We start from the raw sequence: 25,958 nt of genomic DNA, 5'->3' as shown, positions 1-25,958 counted from the left end.
ACCTTAAACTGCTGGCTTTGCAGCTGCCCGTAGGCATCAAAGCTTCGGCTTTCTTCGGTCACCCCTGCTTGGCTTGAAAGCCAAAAGCCGGTCTGGGGGTCGCGGGTGATGGCAAGAGGTCCTGCTTGGGTAAGAAGCCCGTCATTGTCATAAGAAAAGCTTGCAAGAGCTTGGCCGTTGAGCTTGAGCTGGGTGACTTTGAAATCACTGTCGTACACCCGCTCCAAGCTTCCTTGGATGCTCCCGGAAAAGCTCACCTTCTTTTCCAAAAACCCATCGTAGTCGTACTGCAGCTGCTGGCCATCGGGGGTGGTGATGGCCGAAAGCCTTCCCTTGAGGTCGTAAGAAAAGCTGGTGGCACCCAAAGGTGAAGTGATGGTGGAAAGCCTTCCTTCGGAGTCGCCAATGCCGCGGCAACCTCAGTGATTCGTCTCGAAACGATCCGATGGTCATCTCGCTTTTTGCTTTTTCGAAACGCAAAGAATGCGTGGTGGCGTCCCTCACGGCGGCCGCACTTTTGGAGGGTTTTCCTGCGGATATGTCTCGACCGCCCGCAGTACATCGCCGAGAAGAAAGAAGGCGCGGTGTTTCGCCCTGCCAATCTTCTCTATCCGTCTGGTGTTAAAGTCAAATAGGTACCAGTAGGACGGAAAGGGCTTGTCAAAAACGTCGCGCAGGAGCACGCGGCCAGACCGTGTGTCCATGTCCTCCACGTAGTAAGGAGTTGGTGCCGAGCCCCCTGGCCGTGGGATCGTGATTTCCGCGGCCAGCGAGAAGCCCATTTGTGATTCTTCGACGACCGCACAACGAACCGCAGGGCCGCCCATCTCGAACAGATACACACGGTTACCCGAGGCGAAGATTTCCCGCGCCTCAAAATCTGAGATGCGGAAGAGATTCTTGGGCCGGTCCACAGGTCCCACCGATGTAACACGGGGTTCCAACTGGACGAAAAAGTACCGACCACCACGGTCAACGCCGAAAAAGCCAAACTCCCATGGGCGGAAGGCAGTCCGGTCGCGGAAAATCATTGCGCGATGACCGAAGTCGTACCAGGCGACGACATCACCAGCGTCGTTTAAATACGATAGGTCTCCTACCGTCGGTGTAGTCACTGCACGCCCGTCAAGGCGTAGCACGAGAACGCTTTTCGATGCGCAGCTACTGCCCCAAATCCGGAGCTGTGTGCCATCGCCGTTGCGCTCTACGCGATCGTATTCAAATGTGGCGCAGCCTATCCGACGTAGGCAGCGGCGTATATCGCTTTGGCTGTACACAAACAGGTTTAACGCTGCCTTCGCTTTGTGGGATTGGCAGCCGGAGCCAGCAAGCAACCAAACAGCAATCGCGAGCGTGGCCGCCGCAGTGTTAGCAGGGTGACCAAACGCCATCAACGGGTCCCGTCAATTTCTGCCAGGGATTGGGCCAGTCCGGCCCGCAGGGAAGAGCACAGGACAACCTGCTTTCCCGAGGCAATATTCGATCAGGCCAAAGCAGTCGTGAACGCGCTTGAACGGGGCCCATGGGAACCATAAGGCCCTGTTGGCGTTTTCGCGACAGCACTTCATAATGTCGTCCTCCTTGCCATCTGTATCGGGGATTTTTGTGCAGTGATCTTTGCCGGGGCCTTTCTCGTTAACGTCAGGGTCCCCACCAGACGAAGCGGACATTCCACAGGCTTGCTTCTTACGATCGTCCCAGAAATACGCATGGTTTCCCGGAAGGTCTCTAGCGGGCCGCACGCAAACCCAGATTGCAAGGCCCGTCAGGTCCACCTCGTTCACCGCATTAGCAAACACGTAGCCAAAAAGGTTCGTGTCGCCGCCCTCAAATTGGATTGGATCCTTTGCCGTCCACCTCCCCGCCGCCGGGTCGTAATCCCGGGCGCCGAAGCGGATGAGTTTGGTGTGGGTGTCGTACAGGCCACCGGCGAAGCCGAAGGGTTGGAAGCCGGGGTTGGAATCAAACACCACGTTGCCCCAGGCGTCGTAGTGGAGCTCCTGCACGATTTGACCGGTTTGGGTGTCAATCACGAATCTTGGTGAGCCCAAATGATCGTGCAAAATTCGATAGGTTTTCCCTCCTTTCTCGATGATCTCCGGCACGTTGATGTGGTCGGCGTAAATGAAGCGGGACACCACCTTGAAATCTCCCCTTACCAGGGTTCGATCTTCTTTTTGGCCTGGGAGGGAGAATCAAAGCCATCTTTTCTTCGGGAGGGATGCCTTTCCCATTTCCTTCGGATCATTTTCTTAAGTAACCGCCCGCTCCCGAAGCCGATCGCTGCCGGTACGGCAGCAAATAAGGGCGTGTAAACCATGCGCGCGATGTGCTCGGCCGGCGGAATAACCGCTATGGGATCTGGCAAAACAGCTGCAGCAACAACAAGTAGCAACATGGCGAGGGAATTGCCGGCAAGGAAGCCAAGCAGTGTGCTATTCACCCAGCCGCGGTAAAAGCCCGCTGCTGCCAATGAGAATACGAGGAGAATGGCCCATTGCCACGGCCCGGGGCTCAAGTGAAAGTACAGGCCGCCGAAGATTAGAGCGAGTAAAAGTAAGCCAATAGCGGTTAGGGTTGTCACTAGTCCTCGGTAGACGTCAAACCACGGCTGTCGCACATTGTCCCCCTATTTTCCTGGCATTGGCCGCGGAAATGGGACTCGCGGCCCAAAAAGGCTAAGGCAGGTAAGCATGTCGAATTTGTGACGCGCCTGAGCTGTTGCCAGGCACTGTTGGTAGCCAAGCCAACACAAAAGGCGGCACGTGACTGCCTCGGGGCTGGGCACAATAGAGGGGCATCCGCAATTCGAAAGGCAAGCCTGATATTGCTGCTCGCATGCCAGTGTCGCCATGCTGAGACGGGCCTTCGCCTTTTCTGCGCAATTCGCGTAGGGCAGCGGGAGTGGGCCGACACATCGGAGACCAAACGGATCATGCCTATTCGTAGGGTCAGCAACGGCGTAACCAAACAAGTTGCTCTGCCCGCCTTCGAAACCGATAGGATCTTTTGCCGTCCACCTCCCGATCTGCGGGTCGTAGTCGCGGGCGCCGAAGCGGGTGAGCTTGGTGTGGGTGTCGTAAAGACCTCCAGCGAAGCCGAAGGGTTGGAAGCCGGGGTTGGACTCAAACACCACGTTGCCCCAGGCGTCGTATTGCAGCTCTTGCGCGATTTCGCCGGTTTGGGTGTCAATCACGAATCTTGGTGAACCTAAATGATCGTGCAAAATTCGATAGGTTTTCCCTCCTTTCTCGATGATCTCCGGCACGTTGATGTGGTCGGCGTAAATAAACAGCGAAACTATCTGATTGTTCCCATCCAACTCCGCCACAATGCGCAGCTGATCGTCGTAAATGAACCCCTGCACCAACGTGCCGTTGATTTTCTTGCCGATTCTTCGGTTTCTCCCGTCAATCACGTACTCGATTTCCATGCCGTTGTCCAAAATCACATGGCGAAGGTTGCCAAACACATCGTAGTCGAAGTACTGACACACGCTTCCTTGGCACTTGCTCAAAAGCTCTCCGTTCGCCGTGTAGCTGAAGCTGTAGTCGCCATAGCTCAGCAGGCGATCCTGATCGTCGTAGCTGCCGGTGATCACCGTGCCGTTGGGCTTCACTTCCATGACCCTGTTCCCATTTCCATCATAACTCCACTGCGTCACAAGGGAAGACCCATCGGGGAGGATCTTCCTTTCCGAGACAAGCCTTCCTGCTGGCTCATAGCCGTATTCGAAGCGGGTAATCCCCGAAGGACGCTCTTCGTTTTTGGCGGTGATCCTCCCGAGACTGTCGCGCTCGTAGGTGATCTTGAGGATCGAAGCGCCCGAGACCTTAAACTGCTGGCTTTGAAGCTGACCATACGAATCAAAGCTTCGGCTTTCCTGCACAACCCCCGCCTGGCTGGAAAGCCAATTGGGGGTCGTCTTTACGTTAAGCTGAGCGGAGCGTTCGCCGGGGTTCTCGGCAGGCTCTCGGTGGGCTCGACCGCTTGGGCTCAAGCGAATCAAGGATACGAGAGCAAAAGGGGCCGCGGGGAAGGTACGCCGACGTCACTTTGTTGGATCAGGCGGCTTCCCCTCGGGGCAGTTAGCCAGCCGCGATTCCGCGCGCCAGCGGTAGAAGCATTCCTGGAGAACCTTGGCGTAGACTTTCTCGCGGGCAGGTGGTTTGCCCGCTTCGCAAACGAACTCTCCCCTTACGTAGATCAGCGACATCGTTTTTTCATCTAGGAGGAACCATTCTTCTTCTGGCTCGCACACAATTTCGAAGGGCTGGCAGACGCTCCATATTCTGAGAAAGTCCGGTCCTTTTTCTTTTCTTGGGATGTCGTGTGCGCTTTCCTTCGAGCGTTCGAGAGTTTTGGGGTCGCACACGTTCATGATAACAGCCCATGCTTTCTCCAGCTCGCGGCGCTTTTCCAGGAGCTCTTCGATCGCATTCCATACGCTTTCGGGCGACCCACCTTCTGAGCAATGGCCCTGGGCCGCGAGAATATCCAAATCGTCACTGAAAAATAGGATAGAGAAGGTAGGACACACTTTAGCCAGAGGGGCAAACTCTTTGCCCGAACGAGAGAAAAAGTCGTTTTCCTTATTGTTCCTGAGGTATTCGTAAGAGAACTTCTCGCGACTGCAGGAATAGTGAGGTACTGCCAGAAGAACGGTTGCGAGTGTCGCCACAAGCCCAAGCCGACCGGGGGCCATCAGCCTTAAGAACGCATTCAGTTCCATCGCCCCACCTGTTCTAGGAACCTGCCTACTTCCTCTATTTCTTCCACGGCGAATAGCCCCTTTTGCTGCAGCAGCAAAAGCAGGTATTGCAGGGGTCGTTGGCTCCCATCATTGCGCAAAGGACCCCGGCAACATCTGCGTTCCAGTCGTCCTTTTCGGGATGTGTATTCGGATTTCTGTCGAGTAGGTCTTTGAGCTCTTTCGCACCACCGGCTGCGAGACTGCCAAATGGGCCACAATACTTGGCAATGAGGCACGAAATGACGCAATGCTTGAATTTGTCCGACCACGCTTCGGGGATAATTTGGACTAACTGATCGGCCACCCGTTTCGCACATGGAAGTTGGTCCATCGGCGCCGGAAACCCGGGAGAGACGATGCTCTTTCCCGCCGGGTCTGCCACATTCAACGGTTGGCCAGCGGCATAGTCAAACAAGTTCGTTCGATTCCATTCGATACCTAACGGGTCTTTACTCGTCCACCTCCCGACCTGCGGGTCGTAATCCCGGGCGCCGAACCTCACCAGCTTCGTGTGGTTGTCATAAAGGCCTCCAACAAAACCGAACGGCTGGAAGCCTGGGTTGGAATCAAACACCACGTTGCCCCAGGCGTCGTAGTGGAGCTCCTGCACGATTTGACCGGTTTGGGTGTCAATCACGAATCTTGGTGAGCCTAAATGGTCGTGCAAAACCCGATACGTTCTCCCTCCTTTCTCCATGACCTCCGGCACGTTGATTTGGTCGGCGTACGTGAACTTTGCCACCACCTGGTTTTGACCATCAAGCTCCGCCAGAATGCGCAGCTGATCGTCGTAAATGAAGCCCTGCACCAACGTGCCGTTGATCTTCTTGCCGATTCGGCGGTTTCTCCCGTCAATCACGTACTCGATTTCCATGCCGTTGTCCAAAATCACATGGCGAAGGTTGGCAAACACATCGTAATCGAAGTACTGGGACACGCTTCCTTGGCACTTGCTGATCAGCTCCCTGTTGGCCGTGTGGGTGAAGCTCAAATCGCCGTACTGAAGGAGCCGGTCCTGGTCATCGTAGCTGCCGGTGACTGCCGTCCCGTTCGGCTTCACCTCCATGACCCTGTTCCCATTCCCATCATAACTCCACTGCGTCAGAAGGGAAGACCCATCGGGGAGGATCTTCCTTTCCGACACAAGCCTTCCTGCCGGGTCATAGCCGTACTCGAAGCGGGTAATCCCCGAAGGACGCTCTTCGTTTTTGGCGGTGATCCTCCCCAGGTTGTCCCGCTCGTAGGTGATTTTGAGGATCGAAGCGCCCGAGACCTTAAACTCCTGGCTTTGCAGCTGCCCGTAGGCATCGAAGCTTCGGCTTTCCTGGACAACCCCCGCCTGGCTGGAAAGCCAAAAGCCGGTCTGGGGGTCGCGGGTGATGGCAAGGGGCCCTGCCTGGGTGAGAAGCCCGTCATTGTCATAAGAAAAGCTTGCAAGAAGTTGGCCGTTGAGCTTGAGCTGGGTCGCGGGGAACTCGCTGTTGTACACTCGCTCCAGACTTGCTTGCAAAGTGCCGGCAGAAGTTACCTTGATTTCAAGAAAGAGATCGTAAACTACCGCACGCACTCGAGACGCGCGGGGGCTAAACACTGCGCCGGCCCTCTCAAAGGGTTTTATAGTGCAAGAGGACCTTAAATGTGAATTCGTGCGCGACAAAACGGTGACCCTTCCAAGCTGGCCTGTATTTTTGTTGAAGTGCAAACTCTAACTCGCATTTCTCGAATAGGGGAGCAGGCGTTGATGGAAAGCGATAGACCACGCGGGCCCAGCGCGCCTGGCCATGGCGGTTAACCCACACTTCAAACTCAATAGAATGGGGCTTAACCGTTTCAATCTCGCGTTTTATTTGCGGAGACCGGAGGCAGTTTGAGTCTTGCTGGAGTGGACGAGGCACTTGAAGTTCTCCCTCGCGGTCCGGGTCCTTCTCCCATTCTTCAAGGAGTACCGCAGCGAGCAGTCCCTCCACGCTTTTTGGCTCCTCGGCCAGAAACCGCTCCAGGCATCTGCGTGCCCCTTCGCTATGGATTTCAGCTATCCACAGCAGCTCATTCCAACTCAGCTGGGCGCAGCCGCGGCTAAGCGCTGTGCGTGGTCTCGCGTGGCTCGACTGCCTTTCGGAGACGGTAGAATCCCCAAGCTGGAACACCAAAGCCAGAAGCCCACACAGGACGAACCGGTGCGACATTTGTATCAGAGGTACTGGTTTAGACACTCGATCTCGGTCGCATACGCGGGCAGCTCGTAAAAGCGCTCGATGTACGATTGCGACCAATGAAAGAGGTCATGCGGGCGCCGATCTATCACGTGAAACCATTCGTGGACGCACACGCAGAAATCGACACATGGGTCCCCTGAACAGTTAAATGTTGAGGGCGGCCAGGAAGAGACGTAAACATGCCATCCGGGAGGTAACTCCGGGGCAACCCTCGGCTTGCACTTTACCCCCGCAACGGTCTGCATTGAACCGCCTGCAGCCGCGGCTTCCGAAGCGCTAGACCCGCCTCTTGCGTACCAAGAGTACATTTGGAGAGCCTCCTGTAGGGACGCCCTTATTTTTCCCGGATCGCACTTCGGGCACTGCCCATCACCTTTTTGCGGGAGTTCGCCGCAGCCCGGTGGGTAATTGGGGCAAGGGCTTCCGCACGCAAACCCATTGCTGTCCACGAGGTTAACAGGCTCTGCGAGCGAGTAGCAAAACAAGTTAGGACCCGCACCACCGAAAAGCAGAGGATCCTTGCTCATCCACCTCCCCACCTGCGAGTCGTAGTCGCGGGCGCCAAAGCGCACCAGCTTGGTGCGGTTGTCGTAAAGCCCACCGGCAAAGCCGAACGGTTGGAAGCCGGGGTTGGAATCGTAGGTGATGTTGCCCCAGGCGTCGTAGTGGAGCTCTTGGGCGATTTCGACGGTTTGGGTGTCAATGACGAACCGTGGGCTTCCAAGGTGATCGTGCAAAATCCGATAGGTTCTCCCTCCTTTCTCCAGCACCTCCGGTACTTTGGTGTGGTCGGCGTAGATGAAGCGGGAAACCACCTGGTTGCTTCCATCGAGTTCAGCCACGATGGGAAGCTGATCATCGTAAATGAAGCCCTGCACCAACGTGCCGTTGATTTTTTTGCCGATTCTGCGGTTTCTCCCGTCAACCACGTACTCGATTTCCATGCCGTTGTCCAAAATGACATGCCTTAGGTTGCCAAACACATCGTAATCGAAGTACTGGCAAACCGACCCCTGGCACTTGGAAATCAGCTCCCCATTGGCCGTGTAGGTGAAGGTGTAGTCGCCGTACTGAAGGAGCCGGTACTGGTCGTCGTAGCTCGCCGGGACCACGGAGCGGTTTGCCTTCACTTCCATCGTCACGTTCTCACCAAAATGATAACGCGTCCGCACCAAGGAGAAGTGGGCGTGGTGGTGGTTTCATCGGAGTGCGAAGCGTGGTGGGGCGGCGGCGATGCGGCCGTCAGGGCGTGGGTGTGCGGTGGACCACCTGGGTGCCGGCCAGGAGGTCGTGGAGGGTACGGCGATCGGGGCGGAAAAACACCATGAGAAAACCGACGCCGAAGGTGAGGCCGGTGGCCACACAGGCCAGCGCCCGCAGCCAGGCCCGCGCGTAGCCCACCGGCTGGCGGAAGAGGTTGTCCACAAGGCGCAGGCCCAAAAGGCGCATGCCCGGGGTTCCCCCCCGCCGTGCCCAACCGTGAATCCAGTAGTACCAGGCGTAAATCACCCAAAGGGCGCCGCAGCCACCGGCCACGAAGGCTTTGGTGGTCATGCTGGGGGGGAGGGTTTCGGGCCGCAGGAGGAAGCTTTCCGCTGCCAGCATGGTGAGAAGCGGCAGGAACGGAACGAGAGAGCCCAGGACAAACAAGCCGAGGTCCAACCCCAGAGCCGCCAGCCGCCAGAGGGGTGAGGCCGGCGGCGAGGTGACCAGGCCCACGGTGTAGTCCCAGGTCGCTTCCGGGATGGGCGCGGGGCGCGCTCCGGAGCTTGCCACCGCGCCGGTGGGTCCTTCCAGGGCAGCCTTCACCGCACCGAAGCGAACCTGGTCCCCGGCTCTGACCCGCTGGCGCTCCACGACGCGCTGGCCGTTGAGGAACGTGCCGTTGGAGGAACCCAGGTCCTCCAGGACCCAGCCGTCTTCCTCCCAAACGAAGGCGGCGTGGAGGCGGGAAACCGTGTCCTCCCGCAGGCGAACGTCGCAGGAGCGGCTGCGCCCCACCACCACCCGCGGGGGCTCTAGCGGAAACGCCGCTTCTCCCACCCGGAGCTTCCAGCCCATGGTGTTAGAAGGGGGAGATACCACCGCGGTCATTGTGGATGAGCCAAAGGCCGGAATAGGCCCGCATGAGGCGGAAGCGGGAACGGTAAAGGCGCTCGAGATGCTCGGTTTCTCCGCGGTAAAGGGCGTCCTCAATGAGCCACGCAAAGCGCCGGTCCATTTCTGATGCCCGTTGCAGGGTTTGGGTGGCCTGCTCTAGGAGCTCGGCCAGGCGTTCGGAGCTGCGTTTGGAAAGCCGGTCAATTTCCCGGGCTTCTTCGTCGGCTTTGATGCGGAGGGCAGCGGCCAGGGCAAAGAGCTTCTTTCGCTCGGAGTCGAGGTCACCTTCGCTCACCTCGCCGCTGGCCAGGGCCAAACAAGCCTCCACCTCCCAGGGTTCCAGGCGCAGGGCCACCACCTCCCGGGCCTGGGCGAGCTGCCCCGGGGGACGGTCTTTGCCTGCCAGCTCCAGGGCAAAGAGGATCTTGCTCAGGTACTCGTGGAGCAGAGGATCGGCCACCACGGGAACCGGGGCGGCGACAGCGGCACGAACGGGCGGTGCCGCCGACTCCTCCAGCTCCTCCGCTCCGGCGGGAGCTGCCGAACGGGGAGGTGCCACCCCTGGATGCTGGCTGTCGAACTGCTCGATGATGCCGTTGAGGCTTTGGCGCAGGGCTTGGATGTCCTCGGTGCGCAGGTTGTCCTCCTGGCGGGCCTGCTCGAACCGCTGCCGGGTCTGGGTGAAGGTCTCGATGGCCTCCCGGAGTTCCGGCGTGACCACCTCGGGGTTGCGCTCCAGTTGCCGGGCCAGCTCCATGACCCGGTTGGTGTCCTCAAGGATGGAGGCTTCCTCTTCCTCCCACAGGAGGCGGAAGCGGTTTTTGATGGCCACGGTGCTTTCCATGAGCGCCGGAAGCAAGCGGGGGTGGAGCAAGGAGGCTCCCAGGCGGCGTTTCAGGTTGCGGAAGCGGTCCAGGCTGCCGCTGGCCATGAGCTCGCTGAAGGTCCTTTTGGCCAGAATCTCCGACCGGAGCTCCAGGATCGCCTCCAGGAGGATTTCCACCTCTCGGTCCGGGATCTCAGGAACCGGCCTTCCGGCCAAAAGCGGCTTCACCAGCCTTTCCAGCTCGTGGCGCTCCCGGGACAGGAAGCCGCCCTCGGCTCTGGGGATTTCCGCAAGGCGCGTGAAGAGCACGTCCAGCTTGTCCAGCACGTCGCCTTCCAGCTCCGGGGCGTCCAGGTAAAACTTGATGACGGCCAAAAGCACCTTTTCGTCGCGGGTGCTTAAGCGGTCAAAGAAGCGGCGCAGGAGGGAAGGGGAAACCGCCTGATCGGCTTCCCGCAGCTTGCCGTCGGTAAGCTCGGCGTGCAGCTCTACCTTTTCGATGAGGCGAAGAACCGAGGTGGTGTCGGGGTTGTTGAGGTTTTCTGCCACTTCCTTCAGCCGGTCGAAGGTTTCGCGAAACTCCAGCTCAGGGGGCGGGACGTCGTGCTTGAGGTGTTTGTGCAAGCCTTGCAGGAGCTGATAAAACGTCCACTGCGCGCGGCACCGGTCCGCAAGCTTGATGTATCGCTGGTTGAGCTCGGCGAAGCTCGCTACGCTCACGGTAATCTTCCTTACACCAAGATTATAGGCTTGCAACGGCAAGCGCAAGATGCGCGCAGGCCCAGCGGAGTGTGCAGCAGCGGCTAGGGCCCGCTTAATGGGGCAAGATCGCCCGAAAATCCGGCATAATGCGCGGTTGGTGGACGGGGGTACTATGCTGAAACGCCGCGTGGTGACAAAGCAAGAGCTGGACGGCATCCTTGAGCGTTTGGCGGACGAGATCAACCGCGATTTGGAGGGCAAGGATCCTGTGTTTGTGGGGGTCCTCAAGGGGGCCGTGTACTTTTTCACCGCCCTCACTCAGCGCCTTACCCGCTCGGTAGCGGTGGATTTCATCCAGGTTTCCTCCTACGGGGCTTCCACCAGCTCCTCGGGCATGGTGACACTCATCAAGGACCTCACCGTGGACATTGCCGGGAAGGACGTGTACGTGGTGGAGGACATCGTGGACACCGGCATTACCCTGGTGGACGTGCTGGCCCTCATTGCCGCCCGGCACCCCCGATCCTTAAAGGTGGTGGCGCTGCTGTCCAAGCCTTCCCGCCGCAAGCGGGAAGTGCCCGTGGATTTCGTGGGTATGGAAATCCCGGACGTCTTTGTGGTGGGCTTTGGCCTTGACTTTGCCGAGCAGTTCCGTAACCTTCCGGAGATTTGGGAGTTCGCGATGGAAGAAGGAGGCTAGCGATGGCCGCGATGCTTTTCCCGGTGACAACCGCTGAGGCTCCCCAAGCCATTGGCCCTTACAGCCAAGCGGTGCGCGCCGGTAACTTGCTTTTCGTTTCCGGGCAAATCCCCCTTCCGCCGGACGGGGGTCCCATGCCCGAAAGCTTTGCCGATCAGGCCCGGCAGGCTCTGGCCAACTTGGCAGCCATCGTGCGGGCTGCGGGAGCCGATCTCAGCTCGGTGGCTAAGGTCAACGTGTACCTGGTGGATTTGGGGCAGTTTTCGCTTTTCAACGAGATTTACGCCCAGGTTTTTGGTGAGCACCGTCCGGCCCGGGCGGTGGTGCAGGTGGCCGCCCTGCCCCGCGGCGCGCAGGTGGAAGTGGAGGCGGTGGCGGTGCTATGAACCGAGATTTCTCATCGCTTTCGGTGTTGATCCGGGGAGCGGGGGAGCTGGGCAGCGCGGTGGCGGTGCACCTGGCCCGCCACGGGTTTGATCGCATCCTGCTGGTGGAGCTGCCGTTCCCCAAAGCGGTGCGGCGCAACGTGTGCTTTTCCGAGGCGGTCTTCGAGCACTCCAAAACCGTAGATGGGGTCACCGCCCGCCTGGTGATGGACCTCCGGGAGGTACCGGCGGTGCACGCCCGCGGCGACGTGGCCATTACCACCTTCCCTTTGGAGAGCGTGTTGCGGGCGTGGCCCCCCGATGTTTACGTGGAAGCGGCCATGCTCCGCCACAACTGGGGGCTCACGCCGGAGCTGGCACCCCTGGTGATTGCTCTGGGCCCCGGCTATCAGGCCGGCCGGGACTGCCACGTGGTGGTGGAAACCGTGCGGGGGCCTCACCTTGGCCGCATCCTGGAGGACGGCGAGGAGCTTGACCCTGAGCCGCCGGCGGAAATCATGGGTTACAGCCAGGAGCGGGTCATCAAGGCGCAGTACCGGGGGATCTTCCACACCTCCCGGCAAATTGGCGACCGGGTGCAGCAGGGGGAAAAGATCGGCTTCATTTCGCTTTTGGTGCTGCGGGAGGACCTTTACCGCGGGGTTCCGGTGGACGACGACTTCCCCATTGTGGCGCGGATTTCCGGGGTGATTCGCGGGCTTTTGCGGGATAGCGTGCCGGTGGAAGTGGGGGACAAGATCGGCGACATTGATCCCCGCGGGGTCACCGACGATCTGGAGCACATCTCGGACAAAGCCCGAAGGGTGGCCGAGGGCGTCCTGGAAGCCATCGTTCTCAACAAACCCGCCACCGCTCCGGCGGGCAAGCTGGGCGTGCGGTGACCAACGACGGGGTGCCGAAGAAAGTCGTGGTGGCCCTGGGGGGCGGTGGCATGCGCGGTGTGGCCCACCTGGGGGTGCTCCAGGTGTTGGCCGAAAGGGGCATCGAGGTGGTGGGGATGGCCGGCACCTCCTCGGGGGCGCTTTTGGGCGCCCTGTGGCTCACCTTGGGACCGGGCTCCGTGGATCGGGTGCGGGGTTTTGTGAGCTCGGGGCGGGCTCGCCGCATGCCGGATTTCCACGAGTTAGGGCAGGGTCACCTCTGGCAGAGAGCGAAGCTGGCGATTCAGGTGCTTCATGTTTTGCTGCGGAAGGCCTTGCTTTCCGAAGCGCAAATGCTGGATTACGTCCGCTTTTTCCTTCCCGAAACGCCGATTGAAGCGCTTCCCGTGCCGTTTGTGGCGGTGGCCACCGATACCCTCACCGGCGAGGAGGTTTGGCTTTCGAGGGGTTCGCTGGTCCGTGCGGTGGCCGCCAGTTCCGCCATGCCGGGTTTGGTCAACCCCATTGCCGTGGAGGGGCGCTTCCTGCAGGACGGCGGGGCGGTGGCGGAAATCCCGGTACGGGCGGCCCGTAGCCTGGGCTCCCCGGTTTTGGCGGTGGAGGTGAGCGAGGGCTTGCCGGTGGGCTATCCCGGCAAGGACGGGGTGGCCCGGGCCATGCTGCGGGCCGCGGCCATGGGCTGGCAGGCCCTGCGCCAGCGCCTTCTGGCGGAGGCGGACTTCGTCATTGCCCCCAGGGTCAACCACCTCCACTGGGCCGATTACCATGCGGTGGAGGAAGCGGTGCAGGCCGGGCGGGAAGCCGCTCAAGCCTTTTTTTCGCGGTTTGACCCGGGGACCGAAGCAGCGTGAAGGACGGGCGCTTTCGGCTCTGGCTTTTGGCAACTGCCGGCGGGGTTTTGACGGCCTTGGCCCTTCCCCGCTGGCACTGGCTGTGGGCGTTGCCACTGGCGGCGGTAGCTTTGGTGGCGGTTCTCCAGCAAGTTCCCCCAAAGAAGGCTTTTTTCTTCGGCTTCTGGGCCGGGTTTTGCCATTGGGTTTTGGCGGTGAGCTGGGTGACCGAGGTCATGACCCGGTACGGGCACCTTTCGGGGGTTTTGGCCTTTGTGGCGTTGGCGGCCATGAGTGCCATTCTGGGGGCTTTTTGGGGCCTGGCCTTCTGGGCGGCAGCGCGGGCGGGGGAGCGCTGGGGTTGGGCGGTGCTGGCGTTGGGTTTGGCGGCGGGGGAAATGGCCCAGGGTTTGCCGCCCTTCAACTTTCCCTGGAACCCGCTGGTGGCTTCTCTGGTCCCCTGGCCCACGCTTTTGGCTCCGGTGGCGGTTTTGGGGGCAACCACCTACGGTTTGCTCCTCCGGCTTGTGCTCTTTGCCGCGGCCTTTGGCGTTTTGGCCAAAGACCGCCGGGGTTTTCGCTGGGCTTTTTTGGGCTTGGGGCTCTTGCTGGCTTGTGGGCTGGCTGCCCCGGGTTTTCAAGCGAGCGGTAAGCCGGTGAGGGCCTTTGCGGTGCAGCCCAACGTGCCGTTGGAGGTGCGGTGGGAGGGCGAGAACCTCCAGACCATCGAAAGCTGGGTGTGGGGGCTTTCCAAACAGGCGGTGGAAGAAGGGGCGCAGTGGGTGGTTTGGCCGGAAAGCGCGGTCCCGCGCCTTGTGGAGCGAGACCAGGACTACCGAGCTTCGCTGGCGGCCTTTGCCAGGGACCACGGAGTTTGGCTTACGCTCAACTCCGTTGGCTTTGGTGAGCGGGAAAGCTTCTACAACTCCATGTACGTGGTGGCTCCCGAAGGGACAATAGCCCGCTACGACAAGGTGCACCTGGTGCCCTTTGGCGAGTACGTACCGCTTTTGGGGCGCATTGCGTTCCTCCGGCCCCTGGTGCGGGAGGTGGGAGGCTTTACTCCGGGAAGGGAAGCCCACGTGCTTCCCGGTCCGGAAGGGTTTTTGGGAGGGGCGGTTTGCTACGAGGTGGCGTTTCCACTTCACGTTGCCGAGCAGGTGCGCAAAGGGGCCGGGATGCTGGTGACCGTCACCAACGACGGCTGGTATGGCGATTCAGCGGCGCCTTACCAGCATTTGGTGCTGGCAATTTTGCGCGCCGCGGAAAACCGCCGCTTTCTGGTGAGGGCCGCCAACACCGGCATTTCCGCCATCGTGGACCCCTACGGCCGGGTGCTTCAGAAGCTCCCCCTGGGCCAGCGGGGGGTCATTGGGGAGAGCGTGGTTCCCGGCGCGGGCCTTACCCCTGCTGCCCGTTTTGCCCCGTGGCTGCACCTTTTGCCGGTTTCGGGATTTTGTCTTGTTATACTGGCGCAGGCGTGGGCTTCCTTTGCTTCGCGAAGGCGCATGTCCCGCGCCTGAGGTGCCTATGCTTGAAGAAAAACTGGCGAAGGTTTCGGAGCTGAAGGAGGAAATCCAAAAGCTGCGGGGGTACCTTTGACGCCCCTCGGCTGGCCAGCCAACTGGCAGAGCTAAGCCAAAAAACCCAACAACCGGACTTCTGGCAGGACCGGGAAAAGGCGCGGGAGATCATGCAAAACGTGCGCTCCCTGGAGGCCAAGCTGGGGAGCGACCGCTTTTTAGCCGAGGCGCTGGAGGAGCTGGAGGTCCTGGAGGAGCTGGCGGAAGAGGATCCGGCGGTAGAGGAGGAGCTGGCTAAAGCCATTGCCCGCATTGAGCCGCGGCTTTCCCGCTTGGCCTTAGAGCTCACGATGACCGGCGAATACGACGCCAACAACGCCTACCTGGAAATTCACCCCGGTGCCGGCGGTACCGAGTCGGCAGACTGGGCCAACATGCTCCTGCGCATGTACCTGCGGTGGTGCGAGCGGCGGGGTTTTGAAGCGCAAATCCTCGATGTGCAGGATGCCGAAGAGGCGGGCATTAAGTCGGCCACGGTGCTGGTGAAGGGGGAGTATGCCTACGGCTACCTGAAAGCGGAAAACGGCATTCACCGCCTGGTGCGCATTTCCCCCTTTGACGCCCAGGGGCGCCGCCACACCTCCTTTGCCTCGGTTCACGTTTACCCCGAGGTGGACGAGGAGGTGGAGGTGACCATTGACGAAAAGGACCTGCGCATTGACCGCTTTTGCGCTTCCGGTCCTGGCGGGCAAGGCGTCAACACCACCTATTCGGCGGTGCGGGTGACCCACCTTCCCACGGGCATCGTGGTGAGCTGCCAAAACGAGCGGTCGCAAATTAAAAACCTCGCCACCGCCATGAAGATCTTGAAGGCCCGCCTCTTTGAGCTGGAGCGGCAAAAGAAGGAGCAGGAGCTGGAGAAGATCAAAGGCCCCAAGAAGGACATTGCCTGGGGCAACCAGATCCGCTCCTACGTGCTGCAGCCTTACCGCCTGGTGAAGGACCTGCGCACCGGCTTTGAGGTGGGGGACGCCGATAGCGTGCTGGACGGCGACCTGGACGGGTTTATCGAAGCGTACCTTAAGCAGCAGGTGCTGGAAACCCAGAAGGCGTGAGGGCCTTGGAGGTAACCTGGAGCTCGCCGTTACCGCCCACCCGCTCGGGGGTGGCGGACTACGCCGATGAGCTTTTGCCGCATCTGGCCAGGCTTTGCCGCGTCACGGTCATCGAGCCGCCCGACGGCCGCCCCGAGGTGAGCTGGCGGGAAGAGGTCTCCTGGCAGGCGGCGGAAGCTCCGCCTCGCGGCCTGGAGTTGCTGCACCTGGGCAACAACCCCTACCACCTGTGGGTAGCCGCTCGGCTTCGGCGCTTGGGCGGTGTAGTGGTGCTGCACGATGCGGTGCTGCATCACCTGCTGGTGGAGGAGGCAGCCAGCACCGGCAACTGGCAGCGGTTTGCCGAAGAGCTTGCAGCGGTGGCCGGAAAGGCCGGTGAGGCGCTGGCATGGGCCCGCCGGTGGGGCTTTACCGGCCCTTTGGACCCGTTTTTGTTTCCGGCCCGCCCGGCTTACCTGCGCTACGCCCACGCCGTGCTGGTCCACAACCGAGCAGCCGAAAAAGCGGTAAAAACTGAGCTTCCGGGCTTGCCGGTGCGCCAGGTGCCGCTGGCGGTGGCGGCTTTGCCGGGCGAAGGTGGGGCTTTTCGAGAAAAGCTTGGCCTCAAAGACGGGGAGATCCTGGCGGTGCACTTGGGTTTTCTCACCCCGGCCAAGGGGCTTGGGGTGATCTTGCGGGCCCTGGTCATCGTGCAGGAACTGGGTTTGCCCGTGCGTTTGGTGGTGGTGGGGGAGGGCGCGGAGCAGGAGGAGCTTGCCGCCACGGTTCGCCAGCTGGGGCTTGCTTCGCAGGTGGTGCTTTTTGGCTACGCCAGCCGAAAGCAGCTGGGGGACATCCTGGCTGCCGCCGATGTGGGGCTGGTGCCGCGTTTTCCCACCGCCGGGGAAACTTCGGCGGCGGTTTTGCGGTTTTTGGCTTGCGGCAAGCCGGTGGTGGTGTGCGGCTATCAGCAGTTTCTGGAGTTTCCGCCGGAGGTGGCCTTGCGCATCCGTCCCGGCGGTGAGGGGGCGGTGGAGCTGGCCCGCTGGCTTGCCTACCTGGCCCGCAACCCCCAGGTGCTGGCGGAAAAGAAGCGCCTGGCGTACCGGGCTTGGCAGGATGGGGGACATGCCCCCGAGGTGGCCGCCGCCCGGCTTTTGGCGGCGGTGGAGGACATGGCCGCTACCCTGGAGAGAGAGGATCGCCGCAAGCGTGGAGAGAGCCGTGTGGTTTGAGGAAGTGGCTCGCAAGCTGGAAGCTCAGCCGGTGCGCCGCCTGCAGGTGCCGGAGGCCACGGCGGCGGCGGTTTTGGTGCCCCTTTACGTGGCCGGCGGCGAGCTCTGGGTGTTGCTCACCCGGCGAGCCGATCACCTCTTCCATCACCCTGGGCAGTACGCCTTCCCCGGGGGAGCCAAAGACGAGGAGGATCCCGACGAGGTGGCCACCGCCCTGCGGGAAGCCCGGGAAGAGCTGGGCATTCCCGAGGAGCAGGTGATGATCCTGGGCCATTTGGACGACCTCTTCACGGTGACGGGCTTTGTCATTTCGCCGGTGGTGGGGGCCATCCCGTACCCCCACGAGCTCAAGCCCGATCCCCGGGAGGTGGCGGCGGTGGTGCCGGTGCCCTTTTCGGTGATTGCCAACCCGCTGCTGGTGGAAGAGCAGGAGTTCACCTGGCAGGGCAAAACCCTGCGCTCGCCGGTTCTCCACTACGGTCCCCATCGGATTTGGGGAGCCACCGCCCGCATCCTGCAGGACTTGCTTTTCCGCCTTACCGGCGGGGAGGCGGGGGCGGTGGTGTAAGTGCGCCGTCCATGAGCTGTTGGGCTTTGCTGGCCTTTTCCGCCAGCACCACCGCTTCTTCCACGAAGGACGGAGCGCCTTTGAGATCCTGCGCTGCCTTTAGGGTTTCCAGCGCCGGCTGCCATTCCCTCAGCAAGAACTGGGTGTAGCCCAGAAGGTAGCGAATTCCCCCGTGGGTGGGGTAAAGCTTGACCAGGCGCTGCAACAGCTCCTTGGCCTCTTCGGTTTTCCCTGAGGCCAGGAAAGCCCGGGCGCGCAGCAGCTGCGCTTGCGGGTCGGGGTGATCGGGGCTTATGAGCTTCAAGGCTTCTGGACCTTGACGTTGCCTCACCAGGGCTTCCGCCAGGAAAAGCGCAAACTCCTGGCTTCCGGCCTTGGTGGCTTCCTTAAGGCGGGCTTCCCCGGCGGCCACATCGCCCACCGCCAGGTACGCCACCCCCAGCCAGCCGGTGGCCCAGGGGTCCTTGGGGCGCACCTGGAGGGCGCGCAGCAGATGGTTTACGGCTTCCTGGGGCTGACCCTCCATGAGCGCCAGCTGGGCTCGAGCCACCCGCGCCTGGTACAGGGTGCCGTTGGCCTTCAGGGCCTGGTCCAAAAAGTCCTTGGCCGAAGCGTAGTCCTCCAGGGTGGCGGCCAAAAGGCCGGCCGCAGCCAGAGCCCGGTCGTTAGTGGGGTCGAGGGTCACCGCTCGGCGGAAGGCATCCCGGGCGGCGGTGGGGCGCTGGCGGGCCAGCTCCAGCTCTCCCAGGGCCAGGAGCAGCTCGGGCTTTTCGTTGCCCATGAGGGCGGTTTGCAGCGCGCTGTAGGCTTCGTCGAAAAGGCCTGCATCCACGTAGGCTTGCGCCAGCACCTCAAAGGCGGGGATGCAGGAAGGAAGCGCATCCAAAACCCCCTGCAAAAGCGCAATGGCATCTTGCGGCTGGCCGGCTACCAAGAACTGCCGCGCCTGGCGGATCATTTCCAGCGGCACCACTGCGGTCCCGGGGGCGGCTTGCGCCACGGTGCGCAAGGCTTGGGCTCGGCCCCGTAGCCGCAGGGCCTCCTGCGGGCGGCCCAACCGGTCGAGGACGTCGGCTTCCAGCTCCAAAAGATCGGGGAGGGTGGCCGCGGGCTGGGTGGGTTCCATGGCTTTGGCTTCGGCCAGCAGCGCTTCCAGCGCAAAGGCATCCACGGCGCTGGCAAGCTTGGCCCGCAACGCCGGTAGCCCGCCGGCACCAACCCCTGCCCGGCTGGGGGTGGGGGCGGGACCGGGGCTTGCCAGCTGGCTTTTGACGCGGGCAAAGAGCGCCACGAAGTCGTCGGTGTATAGGTCGGGGATGATCTCCAAGTCCGGGGCGTCGTTGAGCGCCTGACGCAATGTTTGTTCGGCCTTGCTGCGGTTTTTTAAGGCGAAGAAGTACGTCCAGGCCAGCTTCACGCGAATTTCCGCGCGGCTTCTAGCGTCTTGGGTTTCTTCTGCGGCTTGCGTGAAAAGCTGTGCGGCCTTTTGCCACTGTCCCTGCCGGAAGGCCTCGTGGGCGCGGTCCAGGGTGGTTTGGGCTAAAAGCGAGGCGGCAAGGAAGACGCAAACCGGAAAAACCAGCAGCGCTCGTTTCATGACCTAGAGTTTACCGTTCTGGCCGGTAAATTCAAAGCGCCGCAGAAAAAGCCTAAGTGTTCTCCCTAGGAACTCCCACCTGGCCGGACCACCAAATCGGTGGGCGCGGTATCGGACACCACCACATCCGCTTCAAACCTGCCACCATCGGGCCAGGTGACCTCCACCCGGTGTCCCCCCACGGCCACCTTTTTCCCGCTCACCGGCAAGCTGCCCAGGGGCTTGCCGTCGAGAAAAACCTCCGCCCCGCGGATGGGGACGTCCATGTCCGGAACCACGTTAAGCAAGCCAAAACGCGGCAGGTCAAAAACCAACCGCGGCTGGTCGGGCTTGACTTCCACCTCTTCGCTGCGGTCCAAAAAGCCAGCAATGCGCAACCGGAAGCGGTGGGGGCCTGGGGTGAGCGGCAGGGTGGTGCTGGCAACGCGGCCCAGGGGCTTGCCGTCCACCTCCACCTCGGCGGGAGGCGTGACCACCAGCTCCACGTTGACGGTTTGGGGGGCGGGAAGCGGGGTGGGGGTGGCCGGTGGTGGGGAAGGCTTAGGTGCCGGTGTGGCTGGCACTTGCGCTACCGATGACTGGTCTTTCCCCCCCACCAGCAAAAAGTAGCCCCCTCCCGCCAACACCAGGACGGCTCCTACCACGGCATAAGCCCAGGGGATGCGGCGCTGGGCCGGGCGCACCGGTTCGGTGGGATAGTGCTCCAGCGGGGCGGCAGAAAGCTGCGTGGCGCTGGTGATCTCCAGTGGGCTATGGCCGGCCAGGCGGGCCAGTTCCGAGCGCACGATGGCGGTGGTGGTTTCGGCACGGGGACCTGCGCTGGGAAGCTCCTGAAACACCAGCTTGAGTTCCCGGGCAAAGTCCCGAACGTTGGCGAAGCGCTTGGCGGGATCCTTGGCCAGGCACTTGAGGATGGCCTTCTCCAGGCGCTCCGGGCAGTTCTTGTTGCGCTGTCGGGGCGGTACCGGCTCCTGGTTGAGGATCTGGTAAATGATGTTGGAGAGGTTGGGGCCGGCAAAGGGGCGCACACCCGTGACCATTTCGTAGGCCATGACCCCCAGCGCAAAGATGTCGCTGCGGTGGTCAATAGGCTTGCCCGAAAGCTGCTCGGGGGAAAGGTAACCCGCGGTGCCCAAGGCCACTCCCGTTTGGGTGAGGCGGCTTTCGCTTTGCAGGGACTTGGCAATGCCAAAGTCCATAATCTTCACCGTGCCGTCTTCCAAAACGCGGACGTTGGCGGGCTTGATGTCGCGGTGCACCACCCCCCGGGAGTGGGCGTACTCGAGGCCCGCACAAACCTGCAGCAGGATGGCCAGCGTGGCCTGGAGGGTGAGGGGCTGCTTGCCCATGAGCTCGTCGAGATCCACCCCGGAGAGGAACTCCTGCACGAAGTAAGGGGTGTCGTTTTCCACCCCGAAGTCGTAAATCATGGTGATGTTGGGGTGCTGGAGGTTGCCTGCCAGCTGAGCCTCGCGGAAAAACCGCTGGGTGGTTTCCGGGTCCGTGGCGTTGCAGGTCTTTAGCGCGACCCACCGTTGGATATAGGGGTCCCAAGCCTTGTACACCACGCCAAAACCACCCATGCCAATTTGTTCGGCGATTTCGTACTTACCAATCCTAGTCACAGTGCCCATCCTGGTCTCTTACTCTACCGCTTTTGCATTCCAAGGGGAAGCCGGGGTGGCAAGGCGGGCACGCAACGTTTTGGGGGCTGGTCAGGGCCATGACCGCCCCGTAATGGGACGTCAGAGCTCGTGTTACGCTTGGAGCGTGCTTTGGGTGGCTTTGCTTTCGCTGCTTCTGGCCGCGTGTAAACCCGGTCTTCCGGGAAAAGCGACGCCCGCCCCCACCCCCACAGCCGCGGAGGTTGCCGAGGGCTGGGTGCTGACCCCTGAGGATATGGAGCTTTACCTGGCGGTGAAGCGCAAGGCCCTTTCCCGTCTGGAGGAAGCGCTGGACCGCCTGCAAACGTCGGGGGGCGATCCGGTACGGGAGCTGGCCGAGCTCACGGTGGTGGAGCGGGAGGCGGCCCGCGCTTTGGGGGCCGACCCCCAGAAGTTTGCGCGGATCCAGGAGGCGGTGTCGCGGCTGGTGACCCTGAAGGGGCGCGAGGAGGAAAGCTTGCGGCTGGAGCAGGAGCTCCAGCGAAACCTGGAGGAGCTGGAAAAGCTTAAGGAAAACACCAAAGACCCCGCTGCCAGCCAGTTTCTTGAAGCACAACTGAAGGCTTTACGCGGGGAGCTTGCCAAGCTAGCCACGGAGCGCCGGCAAATAGGTGGGGAGCAGGAGCAGCTGCAGCTTTTATCCCGTTTCCGGCTGGAGATGGCCCAGCTTCAAGCCCGCCAGGATAGGCTGGCCCGGCGCATTCGCGAGGCCATGGCGGCGAGCGGAAAGCCCAAAAGCGGACGCTAAGCGGGAGGCACCAGCTTTCCCGCTTGCGTCAGGAAGAACGAGAGAAGCTCAAGGTTAATCTTCAAATCCACATTCTTGAGCTTGACCTCAGGGTGCCCCTTAAGCTGGGTGGGGGCAAAGTTCAGCACCGCTTGTACCCCGGCTTCCACGAGGGCATCGAAGACCTTTTGCGCCGCCGCTGCGGGCACTGTAATGATTCCAATGTGCACATTCCGTTCTTTCACAATGTCAGGCAAAAACTTGACATCCTCCACCACCAAACCGCCAGGGATTTGCGCGCCAATTCGCTTGGGGTCGTTGTCCAGGATGCCCACAATGCGAAAACCCCCGGTGTTGAAGCCTGAGTAGTGGGCCAGGGCGGTCCCCAGGTTGCCGGCGCCGACAATAAGCGCGTGTCGCTCCTCGTTGAGGCCCAGGATGTTCACCAGGTGTTCCTTGAGCTGCGCCACGTTGTAGCCCACGCCGCGGATCCCGAACTCACCGAAGTACGCCAGGTCCTTGCGGATTTGCGCGGAGTTGAGGTGGAAACGATCGGCCAGCTCCTGCGAGGACACCGTAAGAACCCCTTCCTGCTCCAGCTGGTCGAGGCATCGGAGGTAAACGGAAAGCCGGTTAATGGTGAGCTCCGAAATGCTTTCCACCGGGATGTAGCGCTTGAAGGCCATGTGTCACCTCCCCAAAAGCCCAGCTGCCTCCTGCGCAAGCTGCACCAGCGTTTGCGGGAAGACCCCCAACAGCACAATCGCCAGCACGCAAACCACCGACAACGCCTTCACTGCAAACGGCTCGCTGAACGCCGGCTTGCGCTTCGGTAAAGGCTTCATGTAGAGATAGTACACCACACGTACGTAATAGAAAACTGACACCAGGCTCGCCAGCACCCCCACCACCGCAAGCCACACCATTTGGGCGTTCACGGCCGCGCGGAACACCAGGAACTTACCCACAAAGCCCACGGTGGGAGGGATGCCGGCCAGGGCAAACATGGCAAGGCTCAGGGCAAAGGACACCACCGGCCGCTCCCAACCCTGTCCGGCAAGATCGTTGATGAGGTGCGGCTCCTCCTCGCTTTCGGAAAAAGCCGAAACCGCGGCAAAGGCGGCAATGTTCATGAAGGTGTAAGCCGCGAGGTAAACCAGCACGCCAGCCACGCCGTCAGCACCGAAAGCCACCAACCCCACCAGCGCGTACCCCATGTGGGCGATACCCGAGTAGGCAAGCATGCGCTTGATGTCCCTCTGGGCAATGGCCGCCAGGTTCCCCAACACCATGGAGCCCACCGCCAGCGCTGCCAGAGCCGCGGTCCAGCGGGGGGTAAGCAGCTGCGGGTTCACGTAAGCCACCACCCGCGCCAGCACCACCAGGGCGGCGCCCTTGGGCACCACCGAGAGGAAGGCGGTTACCGGTGTGGGCGAGCCCTGGTACACGTCGGGTGCCCAGGCGTGGAAGGGGAAGAGGGCAAGCTTGAAGGCCAAAGCTGAAGCTAGGAGAGCGAGGGCAAGGGTGGCGAGGGTGCTGTTGGGGATGCCCTGCTGGGCCAGAGCCGGGAAGGAAAGCGTTCCGGCGGCACCGTAAAGCAACGCCGCACCAAAGAGAAAGACCGCCGAGGAAAAGGCCCCCACCACCAGATACTTCCACCCCGCTTCCAGGGACAGGATGTTTTGGCGGTGGAACGCGTTGAGCACGTAAAGGGCAATGGACAAGAGCTCCAGCCCCACAAAAACCACCAGCAGGTGGTTGGCTTTGGCCATGGTCATGGCCCCCACCGCTGCCCACAGCAAAAGCCCGAAGTACTCCCCGTAACGGGCATTGGTGCGGGAAAGGTAGGGGTCGGCCATGAGCAACGCCAAACCGCAGGCCACCAGGATGTAGGTGTCCACGAAGCGCCCCAGGCTATCCACCGCCAGCACCCCTTCCCACACCGCGCCTGGAATACCGATGGACCAGCGGGTCACCAGGGCCAGCAAAACCCCGCCCAGCGTCACCCACGAGAACGCCGGTCGCAGGCGCGGGACAAAGGCATCCAAAAGCACCAGGATGCCGCCGAGGAGCACCAAAATGATTTCCGGAGCAATGCTTTCAAGCCAGAGGGAAATCAAGGCTAGCCTCCAATGAGCTTTTGTACGGCCTTTTCAGATAGGGAAAGGAACGTGGTGGGGTGAACCCCAATCCATACCATGAACACCGCCAAAGGCGCAAAGCTTGCCAGCTCCCGCCAGGTCATATCGGTAAGGGAGCGGTTTTCCTCGTGGGTGAGCGCGTTCCAGAACACCCGCTGCACCAGGCTCAGCATGTACACCGCGCCCAGGATCACGCCGGTGGCGCCCAAAGCCGCGGCCAGCGGGCGGGTCTGGTAGGTGCCCAGGAGAATGAGAAACTCGCCCACGAAGCCGTTAAGCCCGGGCAAGCCAATGGAGGCCAAGGTGGCCAAAAGGAAGGTCCCGGTGTACACCGGCATCACCGCAGCCAAACCGCCGTAGTCCTCAATCATGCGGGTGTGACGCCGGTCGTAAACTACCCCCACCAGCAAGAACAGGGCGCCGGTGGAAAGCCCGTGGTTGATCATCTGCAGCAGCGCCCCTTGGGTTGCGGTGACGCCTCCGGCAAACAACCCGAGGATGATAAAGCCCATGTGCGACACGGAGGAAAAAGCCACCAGGCGCTTCATGTCCTTTTGCGCCCAGGACACCAAAGCCCCGTAAACGATGGCAATCACCGCGAGGGCGATAAACAAACCCTGGGCCTTTACCCATGCCTCAGGGAACAAGGCCCGGTTGAAGCGCAGAAGACCGTAGGTTCCGAGCTTGAGGAGCACACCGGCCAGGATAATGGAGCCACCGGTAGGCGCTTCCGTATGGGCATCGGGAAGCCAGGTGTGCAGCGGCCATACCGGCACCTTGATGGCAAAAGCCAGGGCGAAGGCGGCAAAAGCCAGCATTTGTGGGGAATGCCAAAAGCCCTCAGCCATGGGCAAACGCAACGCAAGCCAATCGCTGTAGGCAAAGGACAGCGCCCCAAACTGGGCCTTGTACTGGAAGGCCATGTAGAGGATGGCCACCAGCATCAGGAGGCTTCCCGCCAGGGTAAAGAGCACAAACTTGACCGCCGCGTAAATCCGCCTCTCCCCGCCCCACACGCCGATGATGAAGTACATGGGCACGAGCATGAGCTCCCAGAACACGTAGAAAAGGAACATGTCGGTGGCGAGGAAGGCGCCAAGCACACCGGTCTCCAACAGCAGCATGGCCACCACGTAGCCCTTCACCTTGTCCTTAATGGAACCCCAGGAGGAGAGGAAAACCACAGGCTGCAAGAGGGCGGTGAGCAGCACCAAAAGCAACGAGATGCCGTCAACCTCCACGCGATAACTAATGCCAAGGCTGGGAAGCCAACTGGCGGACTCGGTGAGCTGAAAGCCGCCCTGGTTGGGATCGAAGCGGTCCAGGACCACGGCTGCCAAAACCAAAGTCACCAGCGAAGCCACCAGGGAAACCCACCGGTGCAACGAAACCGCCCGGGAGGGCATCAAAAGCAGCAGGAGGCCAACCACCCCCGGGAGGAAGATCATGGTGGAAAGCGGATGGGTGAGGAAGTCCACGGACGCACCTCCCTACAGCACGAGCCAGGCGGCCAGGGCCGCTGCTCCCGCCAAAATCCAAAGGGCATAGTTGCGAACGTTGCCGGTCTGGAAAAAGCGCAGGAAATCACCGGTGATTTCCGTAAAAAACGCCAAAGCGTTGAGCGTGCCGTCAATGGCCACGGTATCAATGCCCTTCCAGGCAAAGTACGAGGTCCGCTCCAGGGGCTTGACGATGGCGGCCCCATAAAGCTCATCCACGTAGTACTTGTTGGCCACCAGCTGGTACAGGCGGGGGAAACGCTCTGCGAAGCTGCGGGGCACGGCAAAAGCCTGCTCGCCGGTGTAAAAGCGCGTGGCCAGGTAAATCCCCAGCACCGCCACCCCCACCGAAAGCAGGATGAGCGCCCACTCCAAACCGAGACCCACGTGCCCCACCTCCACCACCGGCGCCGTCTCGTGCAGGAAGTGCTCGAAGAGGTTCACATCCGCCCCGAACGTCAACGCCTTGCCAACGCCCACAAAACCCACCACCACCGAGCCCACGCCCAAAATCCG

23 protein-coding genes and 2 pseudogenes are annotated in these 25,958 nt (G+C 61.5%); 9 read left to right on the top strand and 16 right to left on the bottom strand.

Going from position 1 to position 25,958, the window contains the following annotated elements:
• The 10 genes and pseudogenes from EG19_RS03330 to EG19_RS13585 form a co-directional block, all read right to left on the bottom strand.
• A pseudogene (locus tag EG19_RS03330) lies at window positions 1–365 on the bottom strand (RHS repeat domain-containing protein); the annotation flags it as partial.
• 135 nt (window positions 366–500) lie between these two features.
• Entirely contained in the window at window positions 501–1,394 is an 894-nt protein-coding gene (locus tag EG19_RS03325) for a hypothetical protein (protein WP_161685340.1), read from the bottom strand.
• Between the two features lie 9 nt (window positions 1,395–1,403).
• Window positions 1,404–2,141, bottom strand: a complete 738-nt coding sequence (locus EG19_RS03320; RefSeq protein WP_038047503.1) for an RHS repeat domain-containing protein — start codon at window positions 2,139–2,141, stop codon at window positions 1,404–1,406.
• Between the two features lie 14 nt (window positions 2,142–2,155).
• Window positions 2,156–2,584: a hypothetical protein gene (locus EG19_RS03315; protein ID WP_038047500.1), complete on the bottom strand. Its 429-nt coding sequence runs from the start codon at window positions 2,582–2,584 to the stop codon at window positions 2,156–2,158.
• Between the two features lie 45 nt (window positions 2,585–2,629).
• On the bottom strand, window positions 2,630–3,889 hold the full coding sequence (locus EG19_RS03310; RefSeq protein WP_053334825.1) for an RHS repeat domain-containing protein: 1,260 nt from the start codon (window positions 3,887–3,889) through the stop codon (window positions 2,630–2,632).
• Between the two features lie 162 nt (window positions 3,890–4,051).
• On the bottom strand, window positions 4,052–4,732 hold the full coding sequence (locus tag EG19_RS03305) for a hypothetical protein (RefSeq protein WP_038047496.1): 681 nt from the start codon (window positions 4,730–4,732) through the stop codon (window positions 4,052–4,054).
• A gap of 34 nt (window positions 4,733–4,766) precedes the next feature.
• Complete coding sequence (locus EG19_RS03300) at window positions 4,767–6,455, bottom strand: RHS repeat domain-containing protein (protein ID WP_081799877.1); 1,689 nt, start codon at window positions 6,453–6,455, stop codon at window positions 4,767–4,769.
• Window positions 6,456–6,944: 489 nt separating this feature from the next.
• Complete coding sequence (locus EG19_RS03290) at window positions 6,945–8,141, bottom strand: RHS repeat domain-containing protein (RefSeq protein WP_235208695.1); 1,197 nt, start codon at window positions 8,139–8,141, stop codon at window positions 6,945–6,947.
• 70 nt (window positions 8,142–8,211) lie between these two features.
• A complete protein-coding gene (locus EG19_RS12295; RefSeq protein WP_053334823.1) occupies window positions 8,212–9,030 on the bottom strand; it encodes an FHA domain-containing protein in 819 nt (272 codons plus the stop codon).
• Between the two features lie 4 nt (window positions 9,031–9,034).
• Window positions 9,035–10,615 (bottom strand): hypothetical protein, encoded by a 1,581-nt coding sequence (locus EG19_RS13585; RefSeq protein WP_038047489.1) that lies wholly within the window; start codon window positions 10,613–10,615, stop codon window positions 9,035–9,037.
• Between the two features lie 154 nt (window positions 10,616–10,769).
• Between EG19_RS13585 and hpt the strand changes: the two genes are divergently transcribed.
• From hpt to EG19_RS03240, 8 genes are all read left to right on the top strand, one after another.
• Entirely contained in the window at window positions 10,770–11,297 is a 528-nt protein-coding gene (gene hpt, locus EG19_RS03275; protein WP_038047487.1) for a hypoxanthine phosphoribosyltransferase, read from the top strand.
• A 2-nt stretch (window positions 11,298–11,299) separates the two neighbouring features.
• Window positions 11,300–11,683, top strand: coding sequence for a Rid family detoxifying hydrolase (locus EG19_RS03270; RefSeq protein WP_200867107.1), 384 nt, complete (start codon window positions 11,300–11,302; stop codon window positions 11,681–11,683).
• On the top strand, window positions 11,680–12,564 hold the full coding sequence (gene yqeB, locus EG19_RS03265; RefSeq protein ID WP_053334822.1) for a selenium-dependent molybdenum cofactor biosynthesis protein YqeB: 885 nt from the start codon (window positions 11,680–11,682) through the stop codon (window positions 12,562–12,564). The genes EG19_RS03270 and yqeB overlap by 4 nt, the downstream gene beginning before the upstream one ends.
• On the top strand, window positions 12,561–13,415 hold the full coding sequence (locus EG19_RS03260) for a patatin-like phospholipase family protein (RefSeq protein ID WP_038047485.1): 855 nt from the start codon (window positions 12,561–12,563) through the stop codon (window positions 13,413–13,415). The genes yqeB and EG19_RS03260 overlap by 4 nt, the downstream gene beginning before the upstream one ends.
• Window positions 13,412–14,917: an apolipoprotein N-acyltransferase gene (gene lnt / locus EG19_RS12290; protein WP_053334821.1), complete on the top strand. Its 1,506-nt coding sequence runs from the start codon at window positions 13,412–13,414 to the stop codon at window positions 14,915–14,917. Before EG19_RS03260 ends, lnt begins: the two co-directional genes overlap by 4 nt.
• Window positions 14,918–14,924: 7 nt before the next feature.
• A protein-coding gene (gene prfB / locus EG19_RS03250; RefSeq protein ID WP_152543888.1) for a peptide chain release factor 2 occupies window positions 14,925–16,032 on the top strand; the annotation gives its coding sequence in 2 pieces (ribosomal slippage) (window positions 14,925–14,990 and window positions 14,992–16,032; 1,107 coding nt in all).
• On the top strand, window positions 16,029–17,246 hold the full coding sequence (locus EG19_RS03245; protein ID WP_038047484.1) for a glycosyltransferase family 4 protein: 1,218 nt from the start codon (window positions 16,029–16,031) through the stop codon (window positions 17,244–17,246). Before prfB ends, EG19_RS03245 begins: the two co-directional genes overlap by 4 nt.
• Window positions 17,236–17,814, top strand: coding sequence for an NUDIX hydrolase (locus tag EG19_RS03240; RefSeq protein ID WP_038047482.1), 579 nt, complete (start codon window positions 17,236–17,238; stop codon window positions 17,812–17,814). Before EG19_RS03245 ends, EG19_RS03240 begins: the two co-directional genes overlap by 11 nt.
• Here EG19_RS03240 and EG19_RS03235 read toward each other — a convergent pair.
• Window positions 17,783–19,411, bottom strand: coding sequence for a tetratricopeptide repeat protein (locus tag EG19_RS03235; RefSeq protein WP_038047481.1), 1,629 nt, complete (start codon window positions 19,409–19,411; stop codon window positions 17,783–17,785). The two genes, EG19_RS03240 and EG19_RS03235, sit on opposite strands and share 32 nt — an antisense overlap.
• A 65-nt stretch (window positions 19,412–19,476) precedes the next feature.
• Window positions 19,477–21,036 (bottom strand): serine/threonine protein kinase, encoded by a 1,560-nt coding sequence (locus EG19_RS12285; protein WP_053334820.1) that lies wholly within the window; start codon window positions 21,034–21,036, stop codon window positions 19,477–19,479.
• Between the two features lie 145 nt (window positions 21,037–21,181).
• Here EG19_RS12285 and EG19_RS03225 point away from each other — a divergent pair, with 145 nt between their 5' ends.
• Window positions 21,182–21,823 carry a hypothetical protein gene (locus EG19_RS03225; RefSeq protein ID WP_038047478.1) on the top strand — a complete coding sequence of 214 codons (642 nt, stop codon included), beginning with the start codon at window positions 21,182–21,184 and terminating at the stop codon, window positions 21,821–21,823.
• Here the strand turns inward: EG19_RS03225 and EG19_RS03220 are convergent.
• The 4 genes and pseudogenes from EG19_RS03220 to EG19_RS13580 form a co-directional block, all read right to left on the bottom strand.
• Window positions 21,820–22,488 (bottom strand): redox-sensing transcriptional repressor Rex, encoded by a 669-nt coding sequence (locus tag EG19_RS03220; protein WP_038047475.1) that lies wholly within the window; start codon window positions 22,486–22,488, stop codon window positions 21,820–21,822. The genes EG19_RS03225 and EG19_RS03220 overlap by 4 nt on opposite strands.
• Window positions 22,489–22,491: 3 nt before the next feature.
• Window positions 22,492–23,922, bottom strand: a complete 1,431-nt coding sequence (locus EG19_RS03215; protein ID WP_038047473.1) for an NADH-quinone oxidoreductase subunit N — start codon at window positions 23,920–23,922, stop codon at window positions 22,492–22,494.
• Between the two features lie 2 nt (window positions 23,923–23,924).
• Window positions 23,925–25,421, bottom strand: a complete 1,497-nt coding sequence (locus tag EG19_RS03210) for a complex I subunit 4 family protein (RefSeq protein WP_200867106.1) — start codon at window positions 25,419–25,421, stop codon at window positions 23,925–23,927.
• A gap of 12 nt (window positions 25,422–25,433) precedes the next feature.
• Window positions 25,434–25,958 (bottom strand): annotated as a pseudogene (locus EG19_RS13580) (hypothetical protein); the annotation flags it as partial.

This window comes from Thermoanaerobaculum aquaticum (genome assembly GCF_000687145.1).
GTDB lineage: Bacteria > Acidobacteriota > Thermoanaerobaculia > Thermoanaerobaculales > Thermoanaerobaculaceae > Thermoanaerobaculum > Thermoanaerobaculum aquaticum.
This window is presented reverse-complemented; position numbering and strand designations above follow the sequence as displayed.